Here is a 23,556-nt window from a genome sequence, read left to right as displayed (position 1 = left end):
CAGGAGCCCGCCATGTCCAACCTGCCCGTCGAGATGACCCTGATCGACCACACCCAGGGCGGCACGGGCAAGGGCGGCGGGCCGGAGGTACTGGTGCCGGTGCGCGGCCCGCTGCCAAGCCCGGCGGCGGATGAGGTGCTGATCCGCACCCAGGCCGTTGGCGTGAACCGCCCGGATGTGGCGCAGCGCACCGGCAGCTATCCGCCGCCGCCCGGCGCCAGCCCCGTCATCGGCCTGGAATGCGCCGGGGAAGTGGTGGCCGTGGGCGCCGCCGTCACCCGCTGGAAAGTGGGCGACAAGGTCTGCGCGCTGGCCAATGGCGGCGCCTATGCCGAATACTGCACGGCGCCGGAGGCGCAGACGCTGCCCTGGCCGGCCGGCTATGACGCGCTGCGCGCCGCCGCCCTGCCGGAGACCTATTTCACCGTCTGGGCCAATGTCTTCGGCCATGGGCGCCTCGCGGCGGGCGAGTCCATCCTGATCCATGGCGGCACCAGCGGCATCGGCGTCACCGCCATCCAGCTCGCCAAGGCCTTCGGCGCCACGGTCTACGCCACGGCGGGCAGCGCGGAGAAGGTGGCGGCCTGCCTGGAACTCGGCGCGGATGCCGCCATCGACTATAAGGCGGAGGATTTCCAGGAGCGCATCAAGGCGCTGACCGGCGGCAAGGGCGTCGATGTGGTGCTCGACATGGTCGGCGCGCCGTATTTCACGAAGAACCTGCGCTGCCTGAAGCTGGACGGGCGGCTGGTGATGATCGCCTTCCTCAACGGCCACCTGGCGGAGCAGGTGGACCTCCGCCCGATCATGGTGAAGCGCCTGACCGTCACCGGCAGCACCATGCGGCCGCGCAGTACGGCGCAGAAGGCGGAGATCGCACAGGCCCTGGAGGCCAAGGTCTGGCCCATGCTGGCCGAGGGCAAGGCTGGGCCGCGCATCTTCAAGACCTTCCCGCTGATCCAGGCGGCGGAGGCGCATCGCCTGATGGAAAGCAGCGCGCATATCGGCAAGATCATGCTGACGGTGCCTTGACGCCCTGGTGGGCCTTCGCCGCCGCGCTGCTGCTGCTGGCGCTGACGCCCCGGCTGCGGGACCGCGGGGTTCGGCGTGCGGGGCAGGGGCTGGCGGTGCTGCTGGCGCTGACGGCCAGCATCCTGCTGGCCCGCCGCCATGGCACCGCGCTGCCGCTGCCCGGGTCACGCCCGCGGCCCTGGTATTCGCCCTGAGGTCCCCACGATGAACCTGCACCGCCTGCTTTTGAAGCGCCAAGCGGAGGGGCGACCGGTGCGCGTCGCCGTGATCGGCGCCGGCAAATTCGGCTCGATGTTCCTCCACCAGGCGCCGCGCACGCCGGGGCTGCATGTGCTGGGCATCGCCGACCTGTCCATCCCCAACGCCCGCGCCGCGCTGGCCCGCATCCACTGGCCGCCCGAGGCCGGCGCCGCGGCGGATGCCGCGACGGCGGCGCGCAGCGGCGCCACCTGGCTGACCGAGGACAGCCTGGCGCTGATCGCCGACCCGCTGGTGGAGGTGGTGGTGGAAGCCACCGGCGACCCCGCCGCCGGCCTGGTCCATGCCCGCCACGCGATCCGCCACGGCAAGCATGTGGTGATGGTGAATGTGGAGGCCGATGTGCTCGCCGGCCCGCTGCTGGCGCGGGAGGCTGCGGCGGCCGGCGTGGTCTATTCCATGGCCTATGGCGACCAGCCGGCCCTGGTGGCGGAGCTGGTGGACACCATCCGCACCGGCGGCTTTTCCATCGTCGCCGCCGGCAAGGGTACCAAGTACCTGCCCGCCTATCACGCCAGCACGCCGGAGACGGTGTGGGATTTCTACGGGCTGACGGCGGAACAGGCGCGCCAGGGCGCGATGAATCCGCGCATGTTCAACTCCTTCCTCGATGGCACGAAATCCGGCATCGAGATGGCGGCCATCGCCAATGCCACCGGCCTGGCGCCGCCCGAGGATGGCCTGGCCTTCCCGCCCGCCGGCACCAGCCGGCTGCCCGACCTGCTGCGCCCGCAAAACGAAGGCGGCATTTTGGCGCGCAAGGGCGTGGTGGAGGTGGTGTCCTCCCTTACCCGCGACGGCGCCGAGATCCCGGACAACCTCCGCTGGGGCGTCTATGTGGTGTTCGAGGGCGACACCGGATACGCGCGCCGCTGCTTCGCCGAATACGGAGTCGCCACCGACAGCACCGGCCGCTACGCCGCGCTGTGGCGGCCCTATCACTTCATCGGGCTGGAGCTCGGCGTCTCCGTCGCCTCCGCAGCCCTGCGGCGGGAGCCGACGGGCGTGGCGGAAAGCTGGGCCGCCGATTGCGTCGCCATCGCCAAGCGCGCGCTGAAGCCGGGTGAGCTGCTGGACGGCGAGGGAGGGGCGATGGTCTGGGGCAAATGCATCCCGGCCGCACGGTCACGCGCCCTGGGCGCCGTGCCGATCGGCCTCGCCCACGGCGTCGCCCTGGCGCGTGCGGTGCCGCAGGGCGCCCTGGTGACGGAGGCGGATCTGCAGCCGCACCAGGCTGGCGGCGCGGCGCAGGCGGCGCGGGAGATGCGCGCGGCGATGCGCGGCATGGCGATGGATACGATTGGCGAATTGTAAGCGCATTTGCACAAAACCAGGCTTTTCGCGACGCGACGGGCGCGGCTAGGTTAACGCCAATGCCCATGGCTTCCGCCTTCCGGCTGCTTTTCGCAGCTGTCATCCTGTTTGGCGGTGCCTGGCCCATTACCAAGGCCGCGCTGGCGGATGCGTCGCCACTCTGGTTTGGCACGGGGCGGTCCGCCCTTGCCGCGCTGGGGGCGGCGATCCTGCTCGCGGCGCTGGGGCGGCTGCGCTTTCCGGTGGCGGAGGATCGCCGGGCGGTGTTCTTCCTCGGTGTTTTCCAGCTCGGCGGCTTCTTCGCGCTGACGCATCTGGCGGTGGCGCTGGTGCCGGCGGGTCGCACCGCGGTGCTGTCCAATGTCGTGACCTACTGGCTGATCCCGCTTTCCGTGCTGGTCCTGGGGGAGAAGGTCTCCCGCGCCCGATGGTTCGCGGCCGGGCTGGGGCTGGCGGGGGCCGGCGTGCTGATCGGGCCATGGTCGGTGGATTGGTCGCAGCGTGATGCCGTGATCGGCCATCTGATGCTGGTGCTGGCCGGGCTGCTCTGGACCATTGCCATCATCGCGTCGCGCAAATGGCCGCCGCGCACGCCGATGTTCGACCTGCTGCCCTGGTGCTTCGGCATCGGCGCGCTGATGCTGGTGCCGATCACGCTGGTGCTGGAGCCGGATGGCGGCGTCGGCCTGAGCTCCTGGCCGCATCTGCTCTACATCGGGCTGTTCGCCGCGCCGATCGGCACGTGGTGCGTGATCGAGGCCGGGCGCAAGCTGCCCGGCGCCGTCGCCTCCGTCGGCTTCCTTATGGTGCCGGCCTTCGGCGTGCTGGTTTCCACCCTGTGGCTGGGCGAGCCGCTGGGCTGGGACGTCATCATCGGCGGCGGGCTGATCTTTGCCTCGGTCATCATGGCGGCACGCGGATGAGGCTCGTCGTCAACAGCCTGGGCGAGGGGCCGCCGGTGGTGCTGCTGCATGGGCTGCTCGGCGCCGGGCAGAATTTCGGCGCGGTGCAGAAGGCGCTGGCGGCGGAGGGCTTCCGGGTGCTGGCGCTCGACCTGCGCAACCATGGCGCCTCGCCGCATGCGGATGGCATGGCCTATGCCGACATGGCCGCCGATGTGGCGGAGACGCTGCAGGCCGAGGGCGCCTGGCCCGCCGCCATCATCGGCCATTCCATGGGCGGCAAGGTGGCCATGGCGCTGGCGCTGGCGCGGCCGGAGGGGGTTTCGCGTCTGCTGGTCGCCGACATCGCCCCGGTGCATTACCCGGCGCCGCTGTTCAACACCTACATCGCCGCCATGCGCGGCCTGGAATTGCGCGAAGGGCTGGCGCGGCGGGAGGCGGATGCGGCGCTGGCGCCCGCCGTGCCCGCGGCGCCGCTGCGCGCCTTCCTGCTGCAGAACCTGGATTTCACGCGCAATCCGCCATCCTGGCGGATCGGGCTGGAGCAGATCGCCGCCGGCATGCCGGAGATCGCCGGCTGGCCGGACCTGCCGGGGCAGTATGGGGGCCCCGTGCTGGTGCTGGCCGGCGACCGGTCGGACTATATCCAGCCGGAACATGCGCCGCTGTTCGGCCGGCTGTTCCCCGCCGCGACCCAGGCCAGCATTCCCGCCGGCCACTGGCTGCATGCGGAAAATCCGCAGGCCTTCCTGGCGGCGGTGAAGGGCTTCCTGGCCTTGTAGGTCAGGAGCCGCCGCGGTTGCCGGAGCGCGCCTCGGTCACCGCCTCATCATCCGCCGGGTCCTGCCCGGCGCCGAGCGGCGGCCATTCCGCGCCGCTGTACTCGAAGTTCATCGCGACGGCGCCGCCCGTCACCTGGTCCAGCGACGCCTCATCCAGTGCGACCGGCTTGGCCACGGCCTTCGCCCTGGGCTCCACGGGCGCCTTGGGTTCCACGGGACGCATCAGGAAAACCTCGTCCGCGGGACGGCCTCGACGATCTCCTCATCCACCGTCTCATCGGTCGGCGGGGGGCTGTATTCGAACTCCGGCGTGGGCCTTTCCGTGGGCTGCTCCGGCTGGCCCGAATTGCCCGTGCCGCCCACCACATGCTCCAACGCCTCATCCGGGATCGGCTGTGGCCTGGTGTTCTGCGTCATCCGATCTCTCCCTTCCTCGCTGCCGGTTTTTTGCATATTTGCAGCCGTCTCGGGAGGCTCAAGAAATTCAATTTCTTCTCGAAGGGAGGGACGCCTCAGCCTGGACCGTAGCCCAGCCGCACCAGCGTGATCTCCGGCGGCACCCCCAGCCGTACCGGCATGATCGAGGTGCCGAGCCCGCCGGAGACCACCAGGTGCTTGCCCGCCTCCTCCACATGCCCATAGGCGTAGCGGTTGCCGAAGGCTGAGGGGACGTAGGGCGAGTAGCCCGCCAGCCGCACCTGCCCGCCATGGGTATGCCCGCACAGCGTCAGCGCCACGCGGTCCGCCGGCACGCTGGGGAACAGGTCCGGCTCGTGGCACAGCAGGATCACCGGGTCCTGGTCCTGCACGCCACCCAGCGTGCGCGCCAGATCGTTGCTGCCGAGGAAGCGGCCCGGACCCTCGCTGAACGCCCAGAGGCTGCCGCTGCCCGCCACCCAGAAGCCGCGGTCGCGGAAGCCGGTCTTCACCGCGGCGTTGTGCAGCACGGAGATTCCGGCACCGGCGAGCACGCGTGCCGTGTGCGGCACGCCGCGCCGCCGGCGCTGCACCTCATGGTCGTCCCACCAATCATGGTTGCCCATGATGGCGTGGACGCCATGCGGCGCGCGCAGCCCCTTCAGCACCTCCGCCGTCTCGGCCACCGGGATGCCGTGCTTCACGTAGCGGCCATCGCCCATGTAGTCGCCCAGCAGCACCACCAGGTCCGGCCGCAGTGCATTTGTCGCGGCGACGATCTCCTCCACGCGCCGTAGCGGCATGTGCGGCTCGCTGGCGTGGATGTCGGCCAGGGCCGCGATGGTGATGGGCCGGCCCTGCGGCCAGTTGGGCGGGTTCAGCCGGTACTCGGCGACGGCCAGCCGCCAGGCCGGCTCGATCCAGAAGCCGTAGAGACCGCTGCCCGCGCCGGCCAGCGTCAGCCCGCCCATCGTGGTCAGCAAGGCGCGGCGGGTGGTCATGCGGAAGCCTCGGTTGCACGATCGCCCGGCGGGCCGATCTGGATGGGATGATGGAACACTTTCCGGCTGACCGCGCCGCGGCGTTGCTGCGGCTCGAAACCTTCGGCCCGCGCATGGGGCCCGATTATGCACGGGGCCGCAACAGTGACCTTGGCCCGGGGCGGCGGCAGGATGTCTCCCGCCTCTCGCCCGCCATCCGCCACCGCCTGGTGACGGAGGCCGAGGTGGTGGGCACCGCGCTGCACCTGCATGGGCCGGAACGGGCGCAGAAATTCATCGAGGAGGTGTTCTGGCGCAGCTACTGGAAGGGCTTTCTCGAACTGCGCCCGGCCCTGTGGGACTCCTACCGCAGCGGGCTCGCCCAGGACCTGGCAAGGCTGGAGGCGGAGCCGGCGCTGCAGGCGGCGCATGCGCGCGCCGTGGCCGGTGCCACCGGCATCGACGCCTTCGATGCCTGGATGCGCGAATTGCAGGAGTCCGGCTGGCTGCACAACCACGCCCGCATGTGGTTCGCCAGCATCTGGATCTTCACCCTGCGGCTGCCCTGGACGCTCGGCGCCGATCTGTTCCTGCGCCACCTGCTGGATGCCGATGCGGCGAGCAACACGCTGTCCTGGCGCTGGGTGGCGGGGCTGCACACCGCCGGCAAGCCCTATGTTGCGCGTGCCGAAAACATCCGGCGCTTCACCGATGGCCGCTTCGACCCGGTCGGGCTGGAGGAAGACCCGCCACCCCCGCCGGCACCGCCGCCCATCCCGCCGCAACCCCTGGTGCCGGTGCCACCATTGCCGGAAGGGCCGGTGGCGCTGCTGCTGCATGAGGATGACATGCACCCGGAAAGCCTGCTGCCGCCCGGCCTGGCAGTCGGCGCGATCGCCGGCCTGGCGGTGCCGCGGGCACGATCGCCGCTCGGCTGCGCGCCGATGGCCGAACGCCACGCCTGGCAGGTGATGGCGGATGGGTTGGAGCGCGCCGGCCGCCATTGCAACGCCCCCGCCGTCGCCCTGGCGCCGGAGGCGGTGGCCGGCTGGGCGCTGGACCATGGCCTGCCCGTGGTGACGCCGCAGGCGCCGGTGGGCTGGACGGCGACCGCATTGCGGGAACTGGGCGTTCCGCTGCATGTGGCGCGACGGGACTGGGATGCTGCCTGCTGGCCGGCGGCGACGAAGGGCTACTTCGCCTTCAGAGAGCGGATCCCGGCATGGCTCCGGGAACTGGCACCTTCGCCGCCTTCGGCTTGATCCGCGCCGCCTTGTCCGCATCCGCGGCCCGCCACAGGTACCAGGCGGCGATGGAGCGGTAGGGCGCCCAGGCTTCCCCGATCACCGCGAGTTCCTTCGGCTTCGGCTGCTCCGCGAGGCCTGCCGAGACCTTCCAGCCCTCCCGCACCCCGAAATCATCGATCGGCAGCACGTCGCGCCGGCCGAGGGTGAAGATCAGCAGCATCTCCACCGTCCAGCGGCCGACGCCGCGGATCGCGACCAGGCGCTCGATCAGCGCCTCATCCGGCAGGCGGGCGGCGACCTCGGCGGTCGGCACCAGGCCGCCCACGGCCTTCTCGGCGATGTCGCGGATGGCGGCGACCTTGTTGCCGGAGAGGCCGCAGCCGCGCATCGCCTCCACCGGCGTGGCCAGCACCTGCGGCGCGGGGGGAAAGCCGTGGCCCGGATACAGCGCGATGAAGCGGTTGAGGATCGCCTCCGCCGCGCGGCCATGCACCTGCTGGTGGGTGATGGCGCGGACCAGCGCCTCATAGGGGTCGCGCATCGCGGGTTGCAGCGTGCAGGGGCCGATGCGGCGGATGACGGCCTTCAGCACCGGGTCGCGCCGCAGATGGCGCAGTGCGGTGGGGCCGGCGAAGGGGCGGGGGGCGTCCGTCATTCCGCAAGGCTACCGCGCGGCTGCAGGGCGCGTAAGCCGCGATCCGGATGCATTTTTGAGCGATCGCTCGTGTCATCCGCGAAGTCCGGACTTGGCTTCGTGGCTTGTGGCGAAACGCGGGACGCCATCGCTTCGCCCGGTTTCACTTCGCTTGCGAAAGATCCTCTTCCGGCGGCGGAATGCGCCGCCTGCCAGAAAGGGAGAGCCGGAGATGAGCGCACACCCCACCCCGCTGATGCCGTCGCGACCCAGCCCGAACGACGATGAGACGATCCATGGGAAGGACGCCGCCTTCCCCTTCATCGGCAACTTCCACAAGACCCTGCCGCATGATGCGTTCGGCCTGGTCGACAGGAACGCCTACGCCGCACTGGTTCGCGCCGCCGAGGACGCACGGCCGGGCGGCGATTATGAGGCGCTCGCGCCCGGCCTGGTGCCGCCCGGCTCGCTGCCGAGCGGGGACCGCGCCGCGGCCGCCTTCGTCAGCCCGCAGGCGGGCCGGGCGCGGGAAAGCCTTGGCCCGGACCCCTTCGCCCTGAACATCTGGCCGGCGCCCGAGGTCTGCTCCGCCAGCACCGCGGCGGAGATGACCGAGGTGTTCTACATGGCGTCCTGGCGCGACGTCTCGCTGGAGCTGCTGCAGGGCGCCGACATGGCGAACATGCAGTCCGTCCAGGACGCGGTGGCGGAGCTGACGCCGCTGTTCCAGGCCGCGGTGGATGAGCCCGATGCGGGCCGGCTGCGCCTCGGCCTCGACCTGCCGCAGGGCGCCGACGGCCGGCTCAAGCTGACGCCGATGACGCTGTTCCGCAGCGGCTTCGTGGATGAGGAGAAGGGGCCGCTGGTCAGCCAGTTCTTCCTGCATGACGTGCCCTTTGGCACGCAGACCATCAAGCAGACCCAGTTCCCTTACGCGCCACGGGTGAACTACCTGCAGAACACGCAGGACTGGCTGATGGCGCAGAACATCGGCCGCGATGCGCATTCGCGCGACTATTCCCGCGCCAACGGCTTCGGCGACGACAATGCGGCATATGAGCCGGGCAACCGGCAGCGCCACATCGGCAGCATGCGGGACCTGGCGCGCTTCGTGCACAAGGACGCGCTGCACCAGGCCTATTTCAACGCCGCGCTGCTGCTGATGGACTGGGACGCGCCGCTGGACGTGGGCAACCCGTACCGCCCCGGTGGCCGCTACCGGCGCCAGGGCGGCTTCGCCACGCTGGGCGGGCCGAACCTGCTGACCATGGTCTCCGAAGTTGCCTCCCGCGCGCTGAAGGTGGTGTGGCGGCAGAAATGGATGGTGCATCGCCGGCTGCGGCCGGAAGCCTATGGCGGGCTGATGACCATGCAGCATTTCCGCGACAAGGCCTTCGGCCTGCCCGACTGGGTCTTCGCCACCCGCGCCGCCGGCACGATCCGCGAGATGAACCGGTCGGCCAATGCCGGTACGCAGCATGCGGCGGATGACAACTTCCTGCTGCCGATGGCCTTCACCAGCGGATCGCCCGCGCACCCCGCCTATGGCGCCGGCCACGCCACCGTCGCGGGCGCCTGCGTCACCGTGCTGAAGGCCTGGTTCGACGAGAAGCATCCGATCCGGGCGATGGTCGAGGCGTCTCGCCATCCGCAGACCCGCCTGCGCCGCACCCTGTTGCAGCCCATGGTGATCGAAGGCCCGCTGCCGCCCTATGCCGGCCGCGACGCCGATGAACTGACGGTGGGGGGCGAGCTGAACAAGATCGCCAGCAATGTCGCGATGGGGCGCACCATGGGCGGCGTGCATTGGCGCAGCGACAACACCCGCAGCCTGCGGCTGGGGGAGGTGATCGCCACCGTCATCATGGCGCGCGAGGTGAAGGAATACGCCGAAGCCGGTGTCAGCTTCAGCTATTGCAGCTTCGACGGCCATGAGGTCCGCATCGACCCCGAGGGCGTGAAGGTGCCGTCCGACCGGGCGCTGGAGGATTTCTACCGGCCGCTGATCTGAAGCCAGCTGGTGGCGGAGCGGGAGATCCGCTCCGCCACCCTTTCAGCGGAACAGCATCTGCGGCAGCGCCAGGGCGATCCATGGCACGTAGGTGATGACCATCAGGCACGCGAAGATCGCGCCGATGAACACCGGCAGGTAGCGCATCATCTTGTCCACGCTGGTGCCGGCCACCTGCGCCGCGGCGAACAGGTTCACGCCGAAGGGCGGCGTGATCATGCCCATCGCCAGGTTCACCACCATGATCGTGCCGAAATGCACGCCATCGATGCCCAGGCGCGTCGCGGCTTCCTGCAGCACGGGCGCGAGTACGATGATGCTGGCGCTGGTCTCCACGAACATGCCGATCACGAACAGGAACAGGTTCACGCCGAGCAGGTACAGCGCCGAGCTGTCGAAGGTGGCGACCAGCCAGGCCGCCGCCGCATCCGGCACGCCCTGCCGGTTCAGCAGCCAGGAGAATACGGCCGCGCAGGCGATGATGAACAGGATCACCGCGCTGCTGACCACCGACTTCCGGAAGATCGGATACAGGTCGCGCCAGCCGATCTCCCGGTGCAGGAACATGCCGATCAGGATGGCGTAGGCGACGGCGACGACGCTGGCCTCGGTCGGGGTGGTGATGCCGCCATAGATGCCGCCGAGCACCACCACCGGCATGAACAGCGCGAAGCCCGCCTGGCGCGTCGCGGTCAGCACGGGCAGGCGGCCCTCGGCGTCCTGCTTGCCCCAGCCCTTGATGCGGCACCAGACCAGCACCGTGGCCACCAGCGTGCCGGCGATCAGGATGCCCGGGCCGAAACCGGCGATGAACAGTTCCGGGATGCTGACCTGCGTCGTCACGCCGTACAGGATCATCGGGATGGAGGGCGGGATCACCACGCCGAGCTCCGCCGCGGTGGCCTGCAGCGCGGCGGCGAAGGCCACCGGGTAGCCGGCGCGCACCAGTGCCGGGATCATGATGGCGCCGACCGCGAAGGTGGTGGCGACGGAACTGCCGCTGATGGCGGCGAAGATCATGCAGGTGACGACGCAGGTGGCCGGCAGGCCGCCCTGGACGCCGCCGACGATGGATTGCGCGAAGGCGACCAGGCGGCGGGAGATGCCGCCCACATCCATCAGGTTGCCCGCCAGGATGAAGAAGGGAATCGCCGCCAGCGGGAACTTGTCCAGCGCCACGAAAAGCTGCTGCGCCGCGACGATCAGCGGGAAGTTGGTGAAGCCATGGATGCCGACGATGGCGGCAAGGCCGATGGCAACCGCGACCGGCACGCTGATGGCGAACAGCACCAGCATCACGGTCAGCATCATGCCGCTCATGCCGCGTACTCCAGCTCGGCATGCTGCCGGTCGAGGAAATGCGCCAGGGCGCCGATCATGGCGAAGACCGCGCCGACGGGAATGGCCGCGTAGCCCCAGGTCATCGAGACCTCGAGCCCCGCCATCTCCTGGAACTGCACGCGCTGCGCCATGCTCCAGCCGAACCAGAACATGATGCCCATGAGGGACAGGGAACAGGCCAGCGCCGCCGCTTCCACCGACCGCTGCAGGGCGCCGGAAGTCAGCCGCTGCGCGACGTCGATGGAAACCAGCGCGCCGCCGCGCAAGGCCAGTGCGACGCCGAGATAGGCCATCCAGATCAGCGCCGTCCGCACCAGCGCCTCGGACCAGACGGAGGGCGTTTCCGTGGCGAAGCGCGCGAAGACCTGCCACAGCCCCGCCGCCAGCGCGATGGCCAGCGCCAGGCAGGCGAGGATGGCGGCGACGCCGGTGGCGATGCGGTCCAGCCGCAGCACCGCCGCGCGCACCGAGGCCCTGGCTCCACCGCCCTTGGCTGCCCACAGCGCCAGCAGGACAACGGCAAGCGTGGCCGCCCCCGTGACCTGCAATGGCACCACGTTCATCATGTTCATCGCATTGCTTCCGGATGCGTGAAGGGCACGGCGTGGCGCCGTGCCCCGTTGCGGAACTTCAGTTCGCGCGCCAGTCGCGGATGCGGCGCAGGGTGGCGGAATCCAGCGTCCGCTCCCATTCCGCGAAGGCCGGGGCCAGTGCGGTCTGGAAGGCCGCGGTGTCCACCTCCGTCACCACGGTCATGCCGCGGCGGCGCAATTCGGCCACGCCGGCATCCTCATCCGCGGTGACGCGGGCGCGGTTCGCGGCCTGCGCCTCGCGCGCCGCCTGCTGGAACAGGGCGCGATCGGCCTGGTTCAGCCGCGCCACCATGGCCGGGTTGCAGATCATCACCTGCGGCGAATAGACGTGGCGCGTCAGCGTGATGTAGCGCTGCACCTGGTTGATGTTGTTCGCCACGATGACCGAGATCGGGTTCTCCTGCCCATCCACCGTGCCCTGCTGCAGGGCCGGGATCAGCTCGGAGAAGGCCATCGGCGTCGGCAGCGCGCCGAGCGTGGTGAAGGCCCGCATATGCACCTGGTTCTCCATGGTGCGGATCTTCAGGCCGCGCAGATCGGCGGGCGTGTGGATCTCGCGCCGCGAATTGGTCAGGTTGCGGAAGCCGTTCTCGATCCACACCACGCCGACCAGGCCGCGTGCGTTGAAGCGGCCGAGGACCTGCTGGCCGATCTCGCTGTCCAGCACGCCGCGCGCATGCGTCGCGTCGCGGAACAGGAAGGGCACGTCGAAGATGCGGACCTCGGGCACGAAATTGCCGACCGGCCCGGTCGAGGTGAAGGTGCAGTCGATGGTGCCGATCTGCACGCTCTCGACCATCTCGCGCTCATTGTCGTTGCGCTGCGTGGCGACGCGGTAGCGCCCGGCGGTCAGCCGCTCCAGCGCGGTCTTGAAGGTGCTGGCACCGACGCCGGTGTGGCTGTCGAGCGGCAGCGCGTGCTGGACCGTCAATTGGGTCTGCGCCTGCGCCTTGGACGGCGGCAGGGCGAACGGCAGCAGGAGCGCGGCGGCAATTGCCACGCGGCGGGTTGCATTCATCAAAGACCTCTCCCTGGGATGAGTGCCGTTGGCTCGGCACTCGATGCGGTAAGGGTATAGATGCATTGCGGCGGACGCATCAATCCCGGGGGGAGTGGCGGCGGGATGGCGAGGGCGGATTTCCCGCCCCCACTCCCGCGCGCCCTTCAGCTGCTTCGCGCGGTTGGCCTCAGTTGGCGCGCCACTCGCGGATCCGGCGCAGCAGCGCGCCGTCCAGCGTGCGCTCATATTCCGCGAAGGCCGGGGCCAGGGCGGTCTGGAAGGCGGCGGAATCGATCTGCGTCACCACCGTCATGCCGCGGCGGCGCAACTCCTCCACCCCCGAGGCCTCGTCGGCCGAAACCCGCGCGCGGTTGGCGCTAGCGCCGGCCTTGGCGGCTTCCATGAAGGCAGCGCGGTCGGCGGCGGACATGCGCTGGAGCATCGCCGGGTTGCAGATCAGGATGGCCGGCGAATAGACGTGGCCGGTCAGCGTCAGGTGGCGCTGCACCTGGTTCAGGTTGTTTGCCACGATCACCGGGATCGGGTTCTCCTGCCCATCCACGGTGCCCTGCTGCAGGGCGGGCACCAGTTCGCTGAACGCCATCGGAGTCGGCAGAGCGCCCAGCGTGGAGAAGGCGCGCATATGCACCTGGTTCTCCATGGTGCGGACCTTCAGGCCGCGGATATCGGCCGGCGCGTTCACCTCGCGCCGGGAATTGGTCAGGTGGCGGAAGCCGTTCTCCATCCAGACCACGCCGGTCAGCCCGCGGGCGGAGAAGCGACCGAGCATCTGCTGGCCGATCTCGCTGTCCAGCACGCCGCGGGCATGGGCGGTGTCGCGGAACAGGAAGGGCACATCCAGGTTGCGCGTCTCCGGCACGAAATTGCCGACCGGGCCGGTGGAGGTGACGACGCATTCGATGGTGCCGATCTGCACGCTCTCGATCGCCTCGCGCTCATTGTCGTTGCGCTGGATCACCACGTTGTAGCGGCCGCCGCTGGCGCGCTCGAAGGCTTCCTTCAGCGCGGTGGCGCCGGCGCCGTAATGGCTGTTCAGCGGCAGCGGGTGCTGGATGGTGATCTGCGTCTGCGCGAGGGCGGGTGCTGCCATCGGCAGCGCGAGCGCGGCGGCGAGGGCCAGCCGGCGGGACATCTTCATCAAGGCATCTCTCCCAAGGAACGGGGCGCCCTTGCCGGCGCCCCTTGCTGTCCCCGGGTATAGGTGAAGCGCAGGTGCTGCTTCAACCCGCGCCGCTGGCTGGTCAACCCGCGCCGTGGGTTGGGCTAATGCGCCGCCACATGCGGCAGCGGCAGGCCCAGCGCCAGCGCCTCATTCGCCGCGGCGGTCCCTTCCCACAGCAGTTCCACGCCGATCCAGGCGATCAGCGCGAGGCCGACATAGGCGATGACCTTGTAGCGATCGAGCAGCCGCGCCAGCGCGCCGCCCAGTAGCCCCATCAGCAGGATGGAGACGGTCAAGCCGATCACCAGCATCGTGATGTTGTTGCGCGCCACGGCGGCCACCGCCAGTACGTTGTCCAGGCTCATGGATACGTCGGCGATGATGATCTGGCGCAGCGCCTGCATCAGGGTCTTGTCCGGCACCGCGTGGCCGGCCTCCTGCTCCTCCGCCTGGTGGCGCAGTTCCTTCCAGAAGCCCCAGGCGATGTACAGCAGGGCCATCCCGCCGATGATCTCGACCCACCACAGGCCAAGCAGCCAGGTGGCGCCGAGCGAGAAGACGATGCGCAGGACCGCGGCGGCGATGATGCCGAAAAGCACGGCGCGGGCGCGCAAGGCGGGTGGCAAGCCGGCGGCGGCCATGCCGATGACCACGGCGTTATCACCCGAAAGGATGATGTTGAGCCAAAGGATCTCCAGGAACTGCGGTCCCTGGGAAAACAGCGAATCCATACCGGTCCTCCGGGCACGGCACACATCGTGGCCGTTTCAACCCGGTTGGAAGCTATGGCGCGATGGCCTGTTTCCACAGTTTCAAAGCGGCAACCCGGCGGCCATGCCCAAGATGCCCGCCGGGTTACAGAGACTTCAGCCGTGCCGGATGGCGATCGTCTTCAGCGCGCCGAAGCCATGCAGGGCGGCGAAGCCCTTCTCCCGCCCGTGGCCGCTGCGCTTCACACCGCCGAAGGGCAGCTCCACGCCACCGCCGGCGCCGTAGTTGTTGACGAAGACCTGGCCCGCGCGGATGTGGCGCGCCAGCCGCAGGCCACGGCCGATGTCCCGCGTCCAGACCCCGGCCACCAGGCCATAGGCGGTGCCATTGGCGATGCGCAGCGCCGATTCTTCATCGGCAAAGCGCGTGGCGACCAGCACGGGGCCGAAGATTTCTTCCTGTGCCAGGCTATGCGCGGCATCGACATCATCGAGCAGCACCGGCTTCACATAGTAGCCGCCCTCCGGCGTGTTGCTCGCCAGCCGCCCGGTGGCCGCATGGCGCAAGCCATCGCGCCGCGCGGTCTCCAGAAAACCCTCCACCCGCCGCTGCTGCGCCCGCGTCACCAGCGGGCCGAGGTCGAGGTCGCGCTCGGCGGGTCCGGCCTCCAGCGCGGCGAAGCGATCGGCCAGCGCGGCCAGCAGCCGGTCATGCACCGAATCCTGCACCAGCAGGCGCGACCCGGCCGAGCAGGTCTGGCCGGCATTCTGGATGATGGCGCCCATCACCGCGGGCACCACCTGGTCGAGATCCGCATCGGCGAAGACGATCTGCGGGCTTTTCCCGCCCAACTCCAGCGTGACCGGAATCGTGCGCTCCGCCGCCGCGCGCTGGATCAGCGTGCCGACCTCCGGGCTGCCAGTGAAGGAGATATGGGCGACCAGCGGATGCGCGGTCAGCGCCGCGCCGGCTTCCTCGCCGAGGCCAGTCACGACATTCACGGCGCCTTCCGGGAAGCCGGCTTCCGCCGCCAGTTCGGCGATGGCGAGCGTGGTCAGCGAGGCCTCCTCCGCCGGCTTCACCACCGCCGCATTGCCCATCGCCAGCGCGCCGCCCAGCGACCGGCCGAGGATCTGCATCGGGTAGTTCCAGGGGATGATGTGGGCAGTGACGCCATGCGGCTCCCAGACCGTCATCGCCAGGATGCCCTCGGCGGAGGGGATGGTTTCGCCATGCACCTTGTCGGCCGCGCCGCCGTAGAATTCGAAGTAGCGGGCGCAGGCGGCGGCGTCCTGGCGCGCCTGGCGGATCGGCTTGCCGACATCGAGCGATTCCAGCGTGGCCAGCTTCTCCCCGTCGCGCCGCACCAGCTCCGCCAGCTTCAGCAGCAGCCGGCCGCGCTCGGCGGCGGGCATGCGGCCCCAGGGGCCGGCCAGCGCCGCATCCGCCGCGCGGCAGGCGTCATCCACCTCCCGCGCCGTGCCGCGGGCGATGCGGCCGATCTCGGCGCCGTCGGAGGGGTTGAGGACGGGCAGGGTGGCGTCGGAGGCCACGGGGCGGCCGCCGATGAAATGCGTATGAAGGGTCATGCGCGGCTGGTAGCGCCGGGCCCCAACGGCTTCAAGCGGCGGCTTCAAGCGCCTGCCTGGGCCAGCAGCCAGTCCCGGAAGGCCCGAAAACCCGGCTCCGCCTCCCGCCCCGCCGCATGCACCAGGTACCAGGCGGTGCCGCGCGCCACCGGCAGCGGGAAGGGCGCCACCAGCCGGCCGGCCGCGAGGTCGTCGTCGATATAGGGCCGGATGCCCATGGCGACCCCGAGCCCATCCACCGCGGCCTGCTGCGCCTGGCTGTAGAATTCGAAGACCGGCCCTGCCGCCTGGATGCCGGGCGCGCCCGCGGCCGCCAGCCAGCGTGGCCAGTCCTGCGGCGCATGCAGCACCCGCAGCAGGGGCGTCCCGACGAGGCTCGCCGGGTCGCGCAGCCGCGCGGCGAGGGCAGGGCTGCAGACCGGCAGCAGGTCCGCCGCGAAGAGCCGGGTCGCGACCAGCCCCGGCCAGGCGCCATCGCCCATCCGGATGCCGCAGGTCCAGCGCGGGGAGAAGGGCACGGTGGCGCCGCCGGTGGTGATGCGGACCTCCAGCTTCGGCTGGCGGCGCTGCAGATCCGCGAGGCGCGGGATCAGCCAGCGTATGGCGAAGCTGGGGCCGACGCCCACCGTCAGCACGCCGCCGCCCGCCGCCTCCGCCACCTGCTCCGTCAGCCGGGCGAGGGCGGCGAGCAGCGGGACCAGCCCATCGCGGTACTGCTGGCCGGCCTCGGTCAGGGCCAGGCGGTTGGCATGGCGGGTGAACAGCGCCAGGCCCATGCGTTCCTCCAGCAGCTTCACCAGGCGGCTGACGGCGGCGGGGGTCACATGCAGCTCCGCCGCCGCGGCGACGAAGCTGCCGGTCCGGGCGGCGGCCTCGAAGGCGCGGATGCCGTTGAGGAAGGGCGGGTGGGACGGTGGCAGCATCAGGAAATCTCATCCTGGCCTCAGGAAATCCAGTTTGCGGGCGGCCGGATCGGGGCGCAATGAGTCCGCCGGAGGATGCGCCGAGATGACCCTGCCTTTCATGCTGATGCTGTGGGCCGTGATGATCGCCACCTCGCTGCTGTCCGGCATCTTCGGCATGGCGGGCGGGCTGGTGCTGGTCGGCGTGCTGCTGGTGGTGCTGCCCCTGCCGGTGGCGATGGCGCTGCATGCGGTGACGCAGATCGCTTCCAATGCCTGGCGCGCGGCCTTCCTGCTGCCGCATGTGCGCTGGCGGATTGTCGGCGTCTACAGCCTGGGCTGCCTGCTGGCGCTCGGCGTCTGGTCGCTGGTGCTGTTCGTGCCGCCCAAGCCGCTGGCGCTGATCGCCCTCGGCCTCAGCCCCTTCCTGCTCAGGCTGCTGCCCGGGGGCGCCAAGGCGGATCCCGAAAAGCCGCTGCACGGCCTGGGCAGCGGCATGGCCAGCATGTCGCTGATGCTGCTGACGGGCGTGGCGGGGCCCTTGCTCGACAGCTTCTTTCTGGGCGGTAGGCTGGACCGGCATGGCATCGTCGCCACCAAGGCGGTCTGCCAGGTGCAGGGCCATGCGCTGAAGCTGCTGTATTTCGGCGGGCTGATCGGCGCGGCGGAGGCGCTGGACCCGGTGCTGGCGGGCGGCGCGGTGCTCGCCTCCCTGTTCGGGACGCTGGCCGCACGGCCCCTGCTGGCCGCCCTGACGGAGCAGCAATACCGGCGATGGGCCGGGCGGCTGGTCGCCGGCATTTCGGCTTTCTACATCGCCCAGGGTGGCTGGCTGCTGGTCTTTCCGTGAAGGAGGCGCCGATGACGGACCCGAAGGAACCGCTGATCCGCGACCTGGTGGCCTGGGTGGCCGCCGCGCCGCGCCCCTATGCCGAGGTGATGGAAAGCTGGCGCACCAGCTGCCCGCGCCTGACGGTGTGGGAGGATGCGGTGGAGCGCGGGCTGCTGGCCTGCACCACGCGCGACGGTGCGCTGTGGGTGGAGGCGACGCCGGCCGGCCGAGCCGGCTTCAGCCCAGCAGCGCCACCATAGCCCAGCCCAGCAGCACCACCCCGGCCAGCGAGGGCGCCAGCAGCCGCCAGACCTGCGCCGGCCGCGCGCCATCGCCGGCCAGGCCGCAGATCATCGCGCTGACGGCGAAGGACATGCCCGCCCCGGCGGCGCCCGCGAAATTGTGCAGGGCCGGGGCCAGCAGCGGCGCCAGCCCGGAGGCCTGGCCGAGCGCCGCCTGCACCGGCATCAGCGCGGCGTTGGAGCCGACATTGCTGCCGGTGACGATGCCGGATGCCAGGCCCAGCACCGGCACGGCGAAGGGCGCCGCCGGCCCCAGCCCCTCCGCCGCCGCGCTGGCCAAGGCCCCGGCGATGCCCGAGCCGGCCATCCAGCGCGCCAGCACCACATACAGCAGCATCGCCTGCGCCGGCCGCAGCGCGCGCTGCAAGGCCGACCGCGCGCGGGCGCCGGGTTCCGCCCGGCGCAGCAGCAGCAGACCCGCGACCAGCCACAGCACCACGGCGACATGGGTGAGGGGAAAGCCCGGCAGGTCGGCATAGGGCGTCCAGGCCGGTGCCGCGGTCCAGGACCGCGCCAGCAGCAGCGCCGCCGTCAGCAGCAGATAGGGCGCCAGCCCCCGCCCGGCCCGACGCCAGCCCTGCGCGCCCCGCGGCGGGTCCAGCCGCCACAGCGCGAACAGCAGCGGGATACCGGTGGCGAGGATGCCCGCGATCTCGAAGGGAAACAGCGCGTGGGAGGCCAGCAGGATGCCCGACACGGCCAGCAGCAGGCCCATCTGCGCCGCCTTCTCCCGCCCCGGCACCGCAACCCCGGCAGCGGCGCAGAGCCGCCACAGCACCGGCCCCATCAGCAGCAGCCAGGCGGCGTTGGGCCAGGCGGTCAGCGCCGCCACATCCTGCGCCGGTAGACCCGTCAGCGCCGCGCCGAGCGAGGTGCCCGGCCCCAGCCCGCCCCAGGGCACCAAAGTGAGGGACAGCAGCGCCATCGCCGCGGCCGGCGCACCACGGAGCCCCATGCCGCGGAGCGCGGACAGCGCGAAGACGGCGCCCACCGCGAAGCCGGTGACGCTTTCCATGAAGCCGCCCATCAGCAGGCAGGCGACGAAGATCCGCCGTGGCTCCGGCACCGCCTGCGCCGGGGCGGCGCCCTGGCCGGAGACGGCGGCGTGGAACAGCAGCCCGCCTATCACCACCGCGATCGGCTTCAGCGCCAGGAAGGCGCCGCGCAGCGTTTCCTCCACCAGGAAGGGCAAGGTGGGCGCATCCAGCGTTGCGACCACCGCAGGCAGCGCGGCCACCAGCGCGGCGAGCACCGCCGGCACCGGACCGGCGCGACCGGAAAGCAGCAGCGCCACCAGCAGCAGCAGCGGCGCGGCCTGCAGGGCGAGCATCATGGTCTTGCCAATCCCACCGCGGCGCACCGATCCTGCGCGCCATGCCCGTTCTCTACGCCGCCTATGGCAGCAACCTCGACCATGCCCGCATGCGCGACCGCTGCAAGGGCGCCGAACCGGCGGGCACCGCGCTGCTGCCCGGCTGGCGCCTGGTGCTGCGGCGCTACGCGGATATCGAGCCGGATCGCGCAAGCCTGCTGCCGATCGGCCTGTGGCGCATCCGCCCGGCGCATCTGCGCAGCCTGGACAAGTTCGAGGGCACCGCGCTCGGCATCTATGAACGCCTCAAGGTCGTGCTGCCCCAGGGGACCACGGCAGGTGGCGAGGCCTGGATCTATGCCGGGCGGCGTCTGCGCGCCGGGCCGCCGGAGGGCTGGTATGTCGCGCATCTGCGTCTCGGCTACCGGGAGTTCGGGCTGGAATCGGGGTCGCTGGATGCGGCACTGTCCGCCAGCGGCTTCGCCGGCTGAACCGCCGGTTGCACTGGCAGCGCGGCCTGGGCATTCGCCGCCAGCGGGGCAGCCCGCCGCCGCGCCACCTGCGCCTCCCGCCGCGTGATGTAGAGCGCCGATCCCACGATCAGCGCGGCGCCGAAGCCGAGCCAGGCATCCGGCACCTCCTCGAACAGCAGCACGCCGGTCGCCGCGGCGAAGATCAGCCGCACATAGGAAATCGGCGCCACCACGCTGGCATCCACCATCCGCAGCGCATTGATCCAGAGATGCATGGCGAAGGGCCCGCACAACGCGCAGAGCAGCAGCAGAAGGAAGTTGCTCCAGCCCGGCCAGGCCAGGCCCGGCAGCGCCACCGGCAGGGCGACGGAAACCGCGACCACGCCGATCCAGAACATGATGGTGCCGGTGCGCTCCGTCCGCGCCAGCGTCTTGGTGGTCAGCACGATCACCGCGCCCATCAGCGCCGAGGCGAGGGAGGCCGCAAGCGGCCAGCCGATCGCCACCGCGCCGGCCTCGCCGGGCCGCACGATGGCAACGACACCGGCAAAGCCTACCAGCGTCGCGCTCCAGCGCCGCCAGCGAACCCTCTCCCCCAGCACCGGCCCGGCGAGCGCCGTGACGAACAGGACGGAGGTGAAGGACAGCACGGTGGCGGTGGCCAGCGGCAGGCCGGAGAAGGCGAGGTAGTAGGTGTACCAGGACACGACGGAGAGCATGCCGCGGAAGATCTGCATCGGCAGGGCGCGGGTATGCGGCAGGGTCGGGTCGCGCAGCAGCGCCGGCAGCGTCCAGCCCAGCTGGCCGAGTGCGCGGGCCAGCACGAGGGTGGCCAGCGGCACACCCTCGATGGCCTTCACCACCGTGGTCTCCAGGTTGAAGATGAAGCCTGCGGCAACCGACAGCAGCGCCGCCTTGGCGAAAGGGCTCACCGCCGGCGCGCCTCCGCCACGGTGATGACCACGGCACCCGACAGGATGATGACGGCGCCGATCCAGCCGAACAGGTCCGGCACCTCGTTGAACAGGATCCAGCCGGCCGCCGTCACCACCACCAGGCGCAGATACTGGAAGGGCGCGATGGCGCTGGCCTCGCCGTGGCGCAGCGCCTCCGTCACCATGAAGATGATTCCGGGCATCACCGTCGCCACCACCAGCAGCAATCCGAATTCGAACAGCCCGAGCGGCACCCAGGCCAGCACCGCCAGCGGCAGCACGCCGAGGCTGGTGAAGACCCCGACCCAGGCGAGCACGGTCAGCGTGCTGTCCGTGCGCGTCAGGCTGCGGGAGGACAGCGTGATGCCGCACCAGGCGACGGCCGCGGCGATGGCGGCCGTGGCGCCGATCGGATCGACCTCCGCGCCCGGCCGCAGCATCACGGCCACGCCGAGCAGGCCGGCGATAGTGCCGAACCAGCGCCAGCGATCCACCCGCTCGCCCAGGATCGGCGCGGCGAGCAGCGTGGTGAACATCACATTGGTGAAGGACAGCACCGTGCCCGTCGCCATGTCGAGCCGGGTGAAGGAGTAGTAGTAGAGCCCCCAGCAGATCAGCGACGACAGGCCGCGCAGCATATGCATCGGCAGCCGCCTGGTGCGGAACACCAGCAGCCCGCTGGTGGCGATGCGCGGCGTCACCCACAGCAACTGGCCGAGCGCGCGGGCGAAAAGCTGCACCTCCACCGGAATGCCGCGCGCGGTCATCCAGCGGATCATCAGCACTTCCACCGCGAACAGCACCGCGGCCGCCGACATCAAGGCAGCGCCCTTCAGGTTGCCACTCATCCTGGGCGCTCAACCGTTTCTGGACGCATTGACGCGGCGCTGGTCCTGTCTAGCCTGTCATGCAGGGTGGTCTGGCGGCCCCTTGCCGCGCAAGGGCGCCCGGCGCATGGCCGTCATCGGCAGGAAGGGACACAGGCTTGGCAGGCAGGGACGGGGCGAAGGAAGCGGTGGATCATGGGCCGATCCTGATCTGGGGCGCGGGCGCCATCGGCGGCACCATCGGCGCGCATCTGGTGCGCGCGCGGCACGCCGTGGTGTTCTGCGATGTCGTGGCCGACCATGTCGCCGCCATCGGCGACCCGATGCGCGGCCTGGCGATCGAGGGCCCCGTCTCCCGCCCCCGCATCAGCGCGCCGGCCGTGCTGCCCGAGCAGGTGAAGGGCGTGTTCCGCCGTGTCTTCCTGGCCGTGAAGACGCATGACACGGAAGCCGCCTGCCGCCAGCTGCTGCCGCACCTGGCCGAGGATGGCTACGTCCTGTCGTTGCAGAACGGGCTGTGCGAGCGGGTGATCGCGGAGGTCTGCGGCGCGCAGCGCACCATGGGCGCCTTCGTCAATTTCGGCGCCGACTGGATCGAGCCGGGCCGCATCCTCTACGGCAATCGCGGTGCCGTGGTGGTGGGGGAGCTGGATGGCGCGACCACGCCGCGCGTGGCCGCGCTGCACAAGCTGCTGGCCGAGACCTTCGAGCCGGATGCGGTGCTGACACCCAACATCTGGGGCTATCTCTGGGGCAAGCTGGCCTATTCCAGCCTGCTCTACGCCCAGGCCCTGGCGGAGAAGGGCATCGCGGATACGCTGGCCCGCACGGAATTGCTGCCGCTGGTCCGTGCCCTGTGCGGCGAGGTGATTACGGTGGCGCGGGCGGAGGGCGTGACGCCGCTCGGCTTCAACGGCTTCGACCCCAATGCCTTCGGCCCCGGCGGGACGGAGGATGCGGCGCGCGCCTCCATGGCCGCGATGGAAGCCTTCAACCGCCCCAACGCGAAAACCCATTCCGGCGTCTGGCGCGACCTGTGGGTGCGCCACCGCGCAACGCCGGCCGATGCGCAGATCGGCGCGGTGCCGCCGATCGGCCGCGCGCACGGGCTGGCCTGCCCGACGCTGGAACGGCTGATCGCCATGATCCACGAATGCGAGCGCGGCGAGCGGCCGATGGCGGATGCGAATCTCACGGAGCTGATGGCATGAACATTCGATATGACGGCGTGGTCGTCGCGGTGACCGGCGCGGGCCACGGCTATGGCCGCGCCATCGCGCGCGAATTTTCTCGAGTCGGCGCCAAGGTCTTCGCGTGCGACCTGTCGGCGGATGAACTGGCGGAGACGGCCGCGGGCGAGGCCAGCATCACCACCTCGGCCTTCGACCTGACGGCGAAAGGCGCCGCCGCTGGCTGGATCCGCGATATCGAGCAGGCAACCGGCCAGGCCGTCGGCGTGCTGGTCTGCAATGCCGGCGGCGTGCGCGGCCAGGTGATGCGCCCGATCGAGGAAGTGCCGGAGGAAGACTGGCACGCGATCTTCGACATCAACACCCATGCCGCCTTCAACCTGTGCAAGGCGGTGGCGCCGGGCATGAAGAAGGCGAAGACCGGCCGCATCATCACCATCAGCAGCGGCGCCGGGTTGAAGCCGAGCCTCACCGGCATCCAGGCCTATTGCAGTTCCAAGCATGCGCTGGTCGGCCTGACGCGGCAGCTTTCCCGCGAATTCGGCCCCTTCGGCATCACGGTGAATTCCGTGGCGCCGGGCTTCGCACTGTCCAACGCCGCCTCGATCAAGCAGTTCGAGAGCTACGGGGAGGAAGGCCAGAAGGCGATGCTGAACCGCATCGCCATGCGCCGGCTGGGTGAGCCGGAGGACATGGCCCATGCCGTGATGTTCTTCGCCTCGCCGTTTGCGAGCTGGGTGACGGGGCAGATCCTGCAGGTCGACGGGGGGAGCTGAGCCCCCCGCGGCC

General features: G+C 70.7%; 26 protein-coding genes. 12 read left to right on the top strand and 14 right to left on the bottom strand.

From position 1 onward, the window contains the following. The first annotated feature begins 12 nt into the window (after positions 1–12). Genes HB662_RS12885 through HB662_RS12865 form a run of 5 tightly spaced genes read left to right on the top strand, consistent with a single transcriptional unit; the run spans position 13 to position 4,288 of the window. On the top strand, positions 13–1,032 hold the full coding sequence (locus HB662_RS12885) for an NAD(P)H-quinone oxidoreductase (protein ID WP_245185634.1): 1,020 nt from the start codon (positions 13–15) through the stop codon (positions 1,030–1,032). Further along, positions 1,029–1,226 (top strand): hypothetical protein, encoded by a 198-nt coding sequence (locus HB662_RS12880; protein ID WP_168050207.1) that lies wholly within the window; start codon positions 1,029–1,031, stop codon positions 1,224–1,226. Before HB662_RS12885 ends, HB662_RS12880 begins: the two co-directional genes overlap by 4 nt. A 10-nt stretch (positions 1,227–1,236) precedes the next feature. Next, positions 1,237–2,604: an NAD(P)H-dependent oxidoreductase gene (locus HB662_RS12875; RefSeq protein WP_168050206.1), complete on the top strand. Its 1,368-nt coding sequence runs from the start codon at positions 1,237–1,239 to the stop codon at positions 2,602–2,604. Positions 2,605–2,663: 59 nt separating this feature from the next. Continuing rightward, the gene (locus HB662_RS12870) at positions 2,664–3,527 is read left to right on the top strand and encodes a DMT family transporter (RefSeq protein WP_168050205.1); all 864 of its coding nucleotides are present in this window, start codon (positions 2,664–2,666) and stop codon (positions 3,525–3,527) included. Next, entirely contained in the window at positions 3,524–4,288 is a 765-nt protein-coding gene (locus HB662_RS12865) for an alpha/beta fold hydrolase (protein WP_168050204.1), read from the top strand. Before HB662_RS12870 ends, HB662_RS12865 begins: the two co-directional genes overlap by 4 nt. 1 nt (position 4,289) lies before the next feature. Here HB662_RS12865 and HB662_RS12860 read toward each other — a convergent pair whose 3' ends face one another. The 3 genes from HB662_RS12860 to HB662_RS12850 all read right to left on the bottom strand — a co-directional run bounded on the left by HB662_RS12860 (position 4,290) and on the right by HB662_RS12850 (position 5,706). Further along, positions 4,290–4,511: a hypothetical protein gene (locus tag HB662_RS12860; protein ID WP_168050203.1), complete on the bottom strand. Its 222-nt coding sequence runs from the start codon at positions 4,509–4,511 to the stop codon at positions 4,290–4,292. Next, positions 4,511–4,705, bottom strand: coding sequence for a hypothetical protein (locus tag HB662_RS12855; protein WP_168050202.1), 195 nt, complete (start codon positions 4,703–4,705; stop codon positions 4,511–4,513). The genes HB662_RS12860 and HB662_RS12855 overlap by 1 nt, the downstream gene beginning before the upstream one ends. A 95-nt stretch (positions 4,706–4,800) precedes the next feature. Continuing rightward, positions 4,801–5,706, bottom strand: coding sequence for a metallophosphoesterase (locus HB662_RS12850; RefSeq protein ID WP_168050201.1), 906 nt, complete (start codon positions 5,704–5,706; stop codon positions 4,801–4,803). Positions 5,707–5,753: 47 nt separating this feature from the next. On the opposite strand from HB662_RS12850, the gene HB662_RS12845 reads away from it, so the two are divergent. Beyond that, positions 5,754–6,947 (top strand): FAD-binding domain-containing protein, encoded by a 1,194-nt coding sequence (locus HB662_RS12845; protein WP_168050200.1) that lies wholly within the window; start codon positions 5,754–5,756, stop codon positions 6,945–6,947. Here HB662_RS12845 and HB662_RS12840 read toward each other — a convergent pair. Then, complete coding sequence (locus HB662_RS12840) at positions 6,889–7,587, bottom strand: DNA-3-methyladenine glycosylase family protein (RefSeq protein WP_168050198.1); 699 nt, start codon at positions 7,585–7,587, stop codon at positions 6,889–6,891. The genes HB662_RS12845 and HB662_RS12840 overlap by 59 nt on opposite strands. A gap of 211 nt (positions 7,588–7,798) precedes the next feature. On the opposite strand from HB662_RS12840, the gene HB662_RS12835 reads away from it, so the two are divergent. Beyond that, the gene (locus tag HB662_RS12835; RefSeq protein WP_168050196.1) at positions 7,799–9,577 is read left to right on the top strand and encodes a vanadium-dependent haloperoxidase; all 1,779 of its coding nucleotides are present in this window, start codon (positions 7,799–7,801) and stop codon (positions 9,575–9,577) included. A gap of 42 nt (positions 9,578–9,619) precedes the next feature. On the opposite strand, the gene HB662_RS12830 is transcribed toward HB662_RS12835, so the two are convergent. The 7 genes from HB662_RS12830 to HB662_RS12800 form a co-directional block, all read right to left on the bottom strand. Beyond that, complete coding sequence (locus tag HB662_RS12830; RefSeq protein ID WP_168050194.1) at positions 9,620–10,897, bottom strand: TRAP transporter large permease; 1,278 nt, start codon at positions 10,895–10,897, stop codon at positions 9,620–9,622. After that, positions 10,894–11,490: a TRAP transporter small permease gene (locus tag HB662_RS12825; RefSeq protein ID WP_245185633.1), complete on the bottom strand. Its 597-nt coding sequence runs from the start codon at positions 11,488–11,490 to the stop codon at positions 10,894–10,896. Before HB662_RS12825 ends, HB662_RS12830 begins: the two co-directional genes overlap by 4 nt. A gap of 58 nt (positions 11,491–11,548) precedes the next feature. Then, positions 11,549–12,529 carry a DctP family TRAP transporter solute-binding subunit gene (locus tag HB662_RS12820; protein WP_168050192.1) on the bottom strand — a complete coding sequence of 327 codons (981 nt, stop codon included), beginning with the start codon at positions 12,527–12,529 and terminating at the stop codon, positions 11,549–11,551. A gap of 169 nt (positions 12,530–12,698) precedes the next feature. Then, positions 12,699–13,670, bottom strand: a complete 972-nt coding sequence (gene dctP, locus HB662_RS12815) for a TRAP transporter substrate-binding protein DctP (protein ID WP_168050190.1) — start codon at positions 13,668–13,670, stop codon at positions 12,699–12,701. 125 nt (positions 13,671–13,795) lie between these two features. After that, positions 13,796–14,425, bottom strand: coding sequence for a YjbE family putative metal transport protein (locus tag HB662_RS12810; protein WP_168050188.1), 630 nt, complete (start codon positions 14,423–14,425; stop codon positions 13,796–13,798). Positions 14,426–14,560: 135 nt separating this feature from the next. Beyond that, positions 14,561–15,994, bottom strand: coding sequence for an aldehyde dehydrogenase family protein (locus HB662_RS12805; protein ID WP_168050186.1), 1,434 nt, complete (start codon positions 15,992–15,994; stop codon positions 14,561–14,563). A gap of 44 nt (positions 15,995–16,038) precedes the next feature. Next, entirely contained in the window at positions 16,039–16,917 is an 879-nt protein-coding gene (locus tag HB662_RS12800; protein WP_168050184.1) for a LysR substrate-binding domain-containing protein, read from the bottom strand. 85 nt (positions 16,918–17,002) lie between these two features. Here HB662_RS12800 and HB662_RS12795 point away from each other — a divergent pair, with 85 nt between their 5' ends. Beyond that, positions 17,003–17,746: a TSUP family transporter gene (locus tag HB662_RS12795; RefSeq protein WP_168050182.1), complete on the top strand. Its 744-nt coding sequence runs from the start codon at positions 17,003–17,005 to the stop codon at positions 17,744–17,746. An 11-nt stretch (positions 17,747–17,757) separates the two neighbouring features. Continuing rightward, positions 17,758–17,988, top strand: a complete 231-nt coding sequence (locus tag HB662_RS12790; RefSeq protein ID WP_168050180.1) for a hypothetical protein — start codon at positions 17,758–17,760, stop codon at positions 17,986–17,988. On the opposite strand, the gene HB662_RS12785 is transcribed toward HB662_RS12790, so the two are convergent. After that, a complete protein-coding gene (locus tag HB662_RS12785) occupies positions 17,966–19,363 on the bottom strand; it encodes an L-lactate permease (protein ID WP_168050178.1) in 1,398 nt (465 codons plus the stop codon). The two genes, HB662_RS12790 and HB662_RS12785, sit on opposite strands and share 23 nt — an antisense overlap. 41 nt (positions 19,364–19,404) lie before the next feature. Between HB662_RS12785 and HB662_RS12780 the strand changes: the two genes are divergently transcribed. Further along, a complete protein-coding gene (locus HB662_RS12780; RefSeq protein ID WP_168050176.1) occupies positions 19,405–19,833 on the top strand; it encodes a gamma-glutamylcyclotransferase family protein in 429 nt (142 codons plus the stop codon). Here HB662_RS12780 and HB662_RS12775 read toward each other — a convergent pair. Together HB662_RS12775 and HB662_RS12770 are read right to left on the bottom strand one after the other, a co-directional pair. Then, positions 19,764–20,747, bottom strand: a complete 984-nt coding sequence (locus tag HB662_RS12775; RefSeq protein WP_168050174.1) for an EamA family transporter — start codon at positions 20,745–20,747, stop codon at positions 19,764–19,766. The two genes, HB662_RS12780 and HB662_RS12775, sit on opposite strands and share 70 nt — an antisense overlap. Further along, positions 20,744–21,598 carry a DMT family transporter gene (locus HB662_RS12770; RefSeq protein ID WP_245185632.1) on the bottom strand — a complete coding sequence of 285 codons (855 nt, stop codon included), beginning with the start codon at positions 21,596–21,598 and terminating at the stop codon, positions 20,744–20,746. Before HB662_RS12770 ends, HB662_RS12775 begins: the two co-directional genes overlap by 4 nt. A gap of 137 nt (positions 21,599–21,735) precedes the next feature. Here HB662_RS12770 and HB662_RS12765 point away from each other — a divergent pair, with 137 nt between their 5' ends. Continuing rightward, the gene (locus HB662_RS12765; RefSeq protein ID WP_245185631.1) at positions 21,736–22,788 is read left to right on the top strand and encodes a ketopantoate reductase family protein; all 1,053 of its coding nucleotides are present in this window, start codon (positions 21,736–21,738) and stop codon (positions 22,786–22,788) included. Next, positions 22,785–23,543, top strand: coding sequence for an SDR family NAD(P)-dependent oxidoreductase (locus tag HB662_RS12760; protein ID WP_168050170.1), 759 nt, complete (start codon positions 22,785–22,787; stop codon positions 23,541–23,543). The genes HB662_RS12765 and HB662_RS12760 overlap by 4 nt, the downstream gene beginning before the upstream one ends. The last annotated feature ends 13 nt before the right edge of the window (positions 23,544–23,556 follow it).

The organism is Falsiroseomonas frigidaquae (assembly GCF_012163145.1).
In the GTDB taxonomy this organism is placed as follows: Bacteria; Pseudomonadota; Alphaproteobacteria; order Acetobacterales; family Acetobacteraceae; genus Falsiroseomonas; species Falsiroseomonas frigidaquae.
Note: the sequence above shows the minus strand (reverse complement) of the source record. Positions and strands in the feature narration are given on the sequence as shown.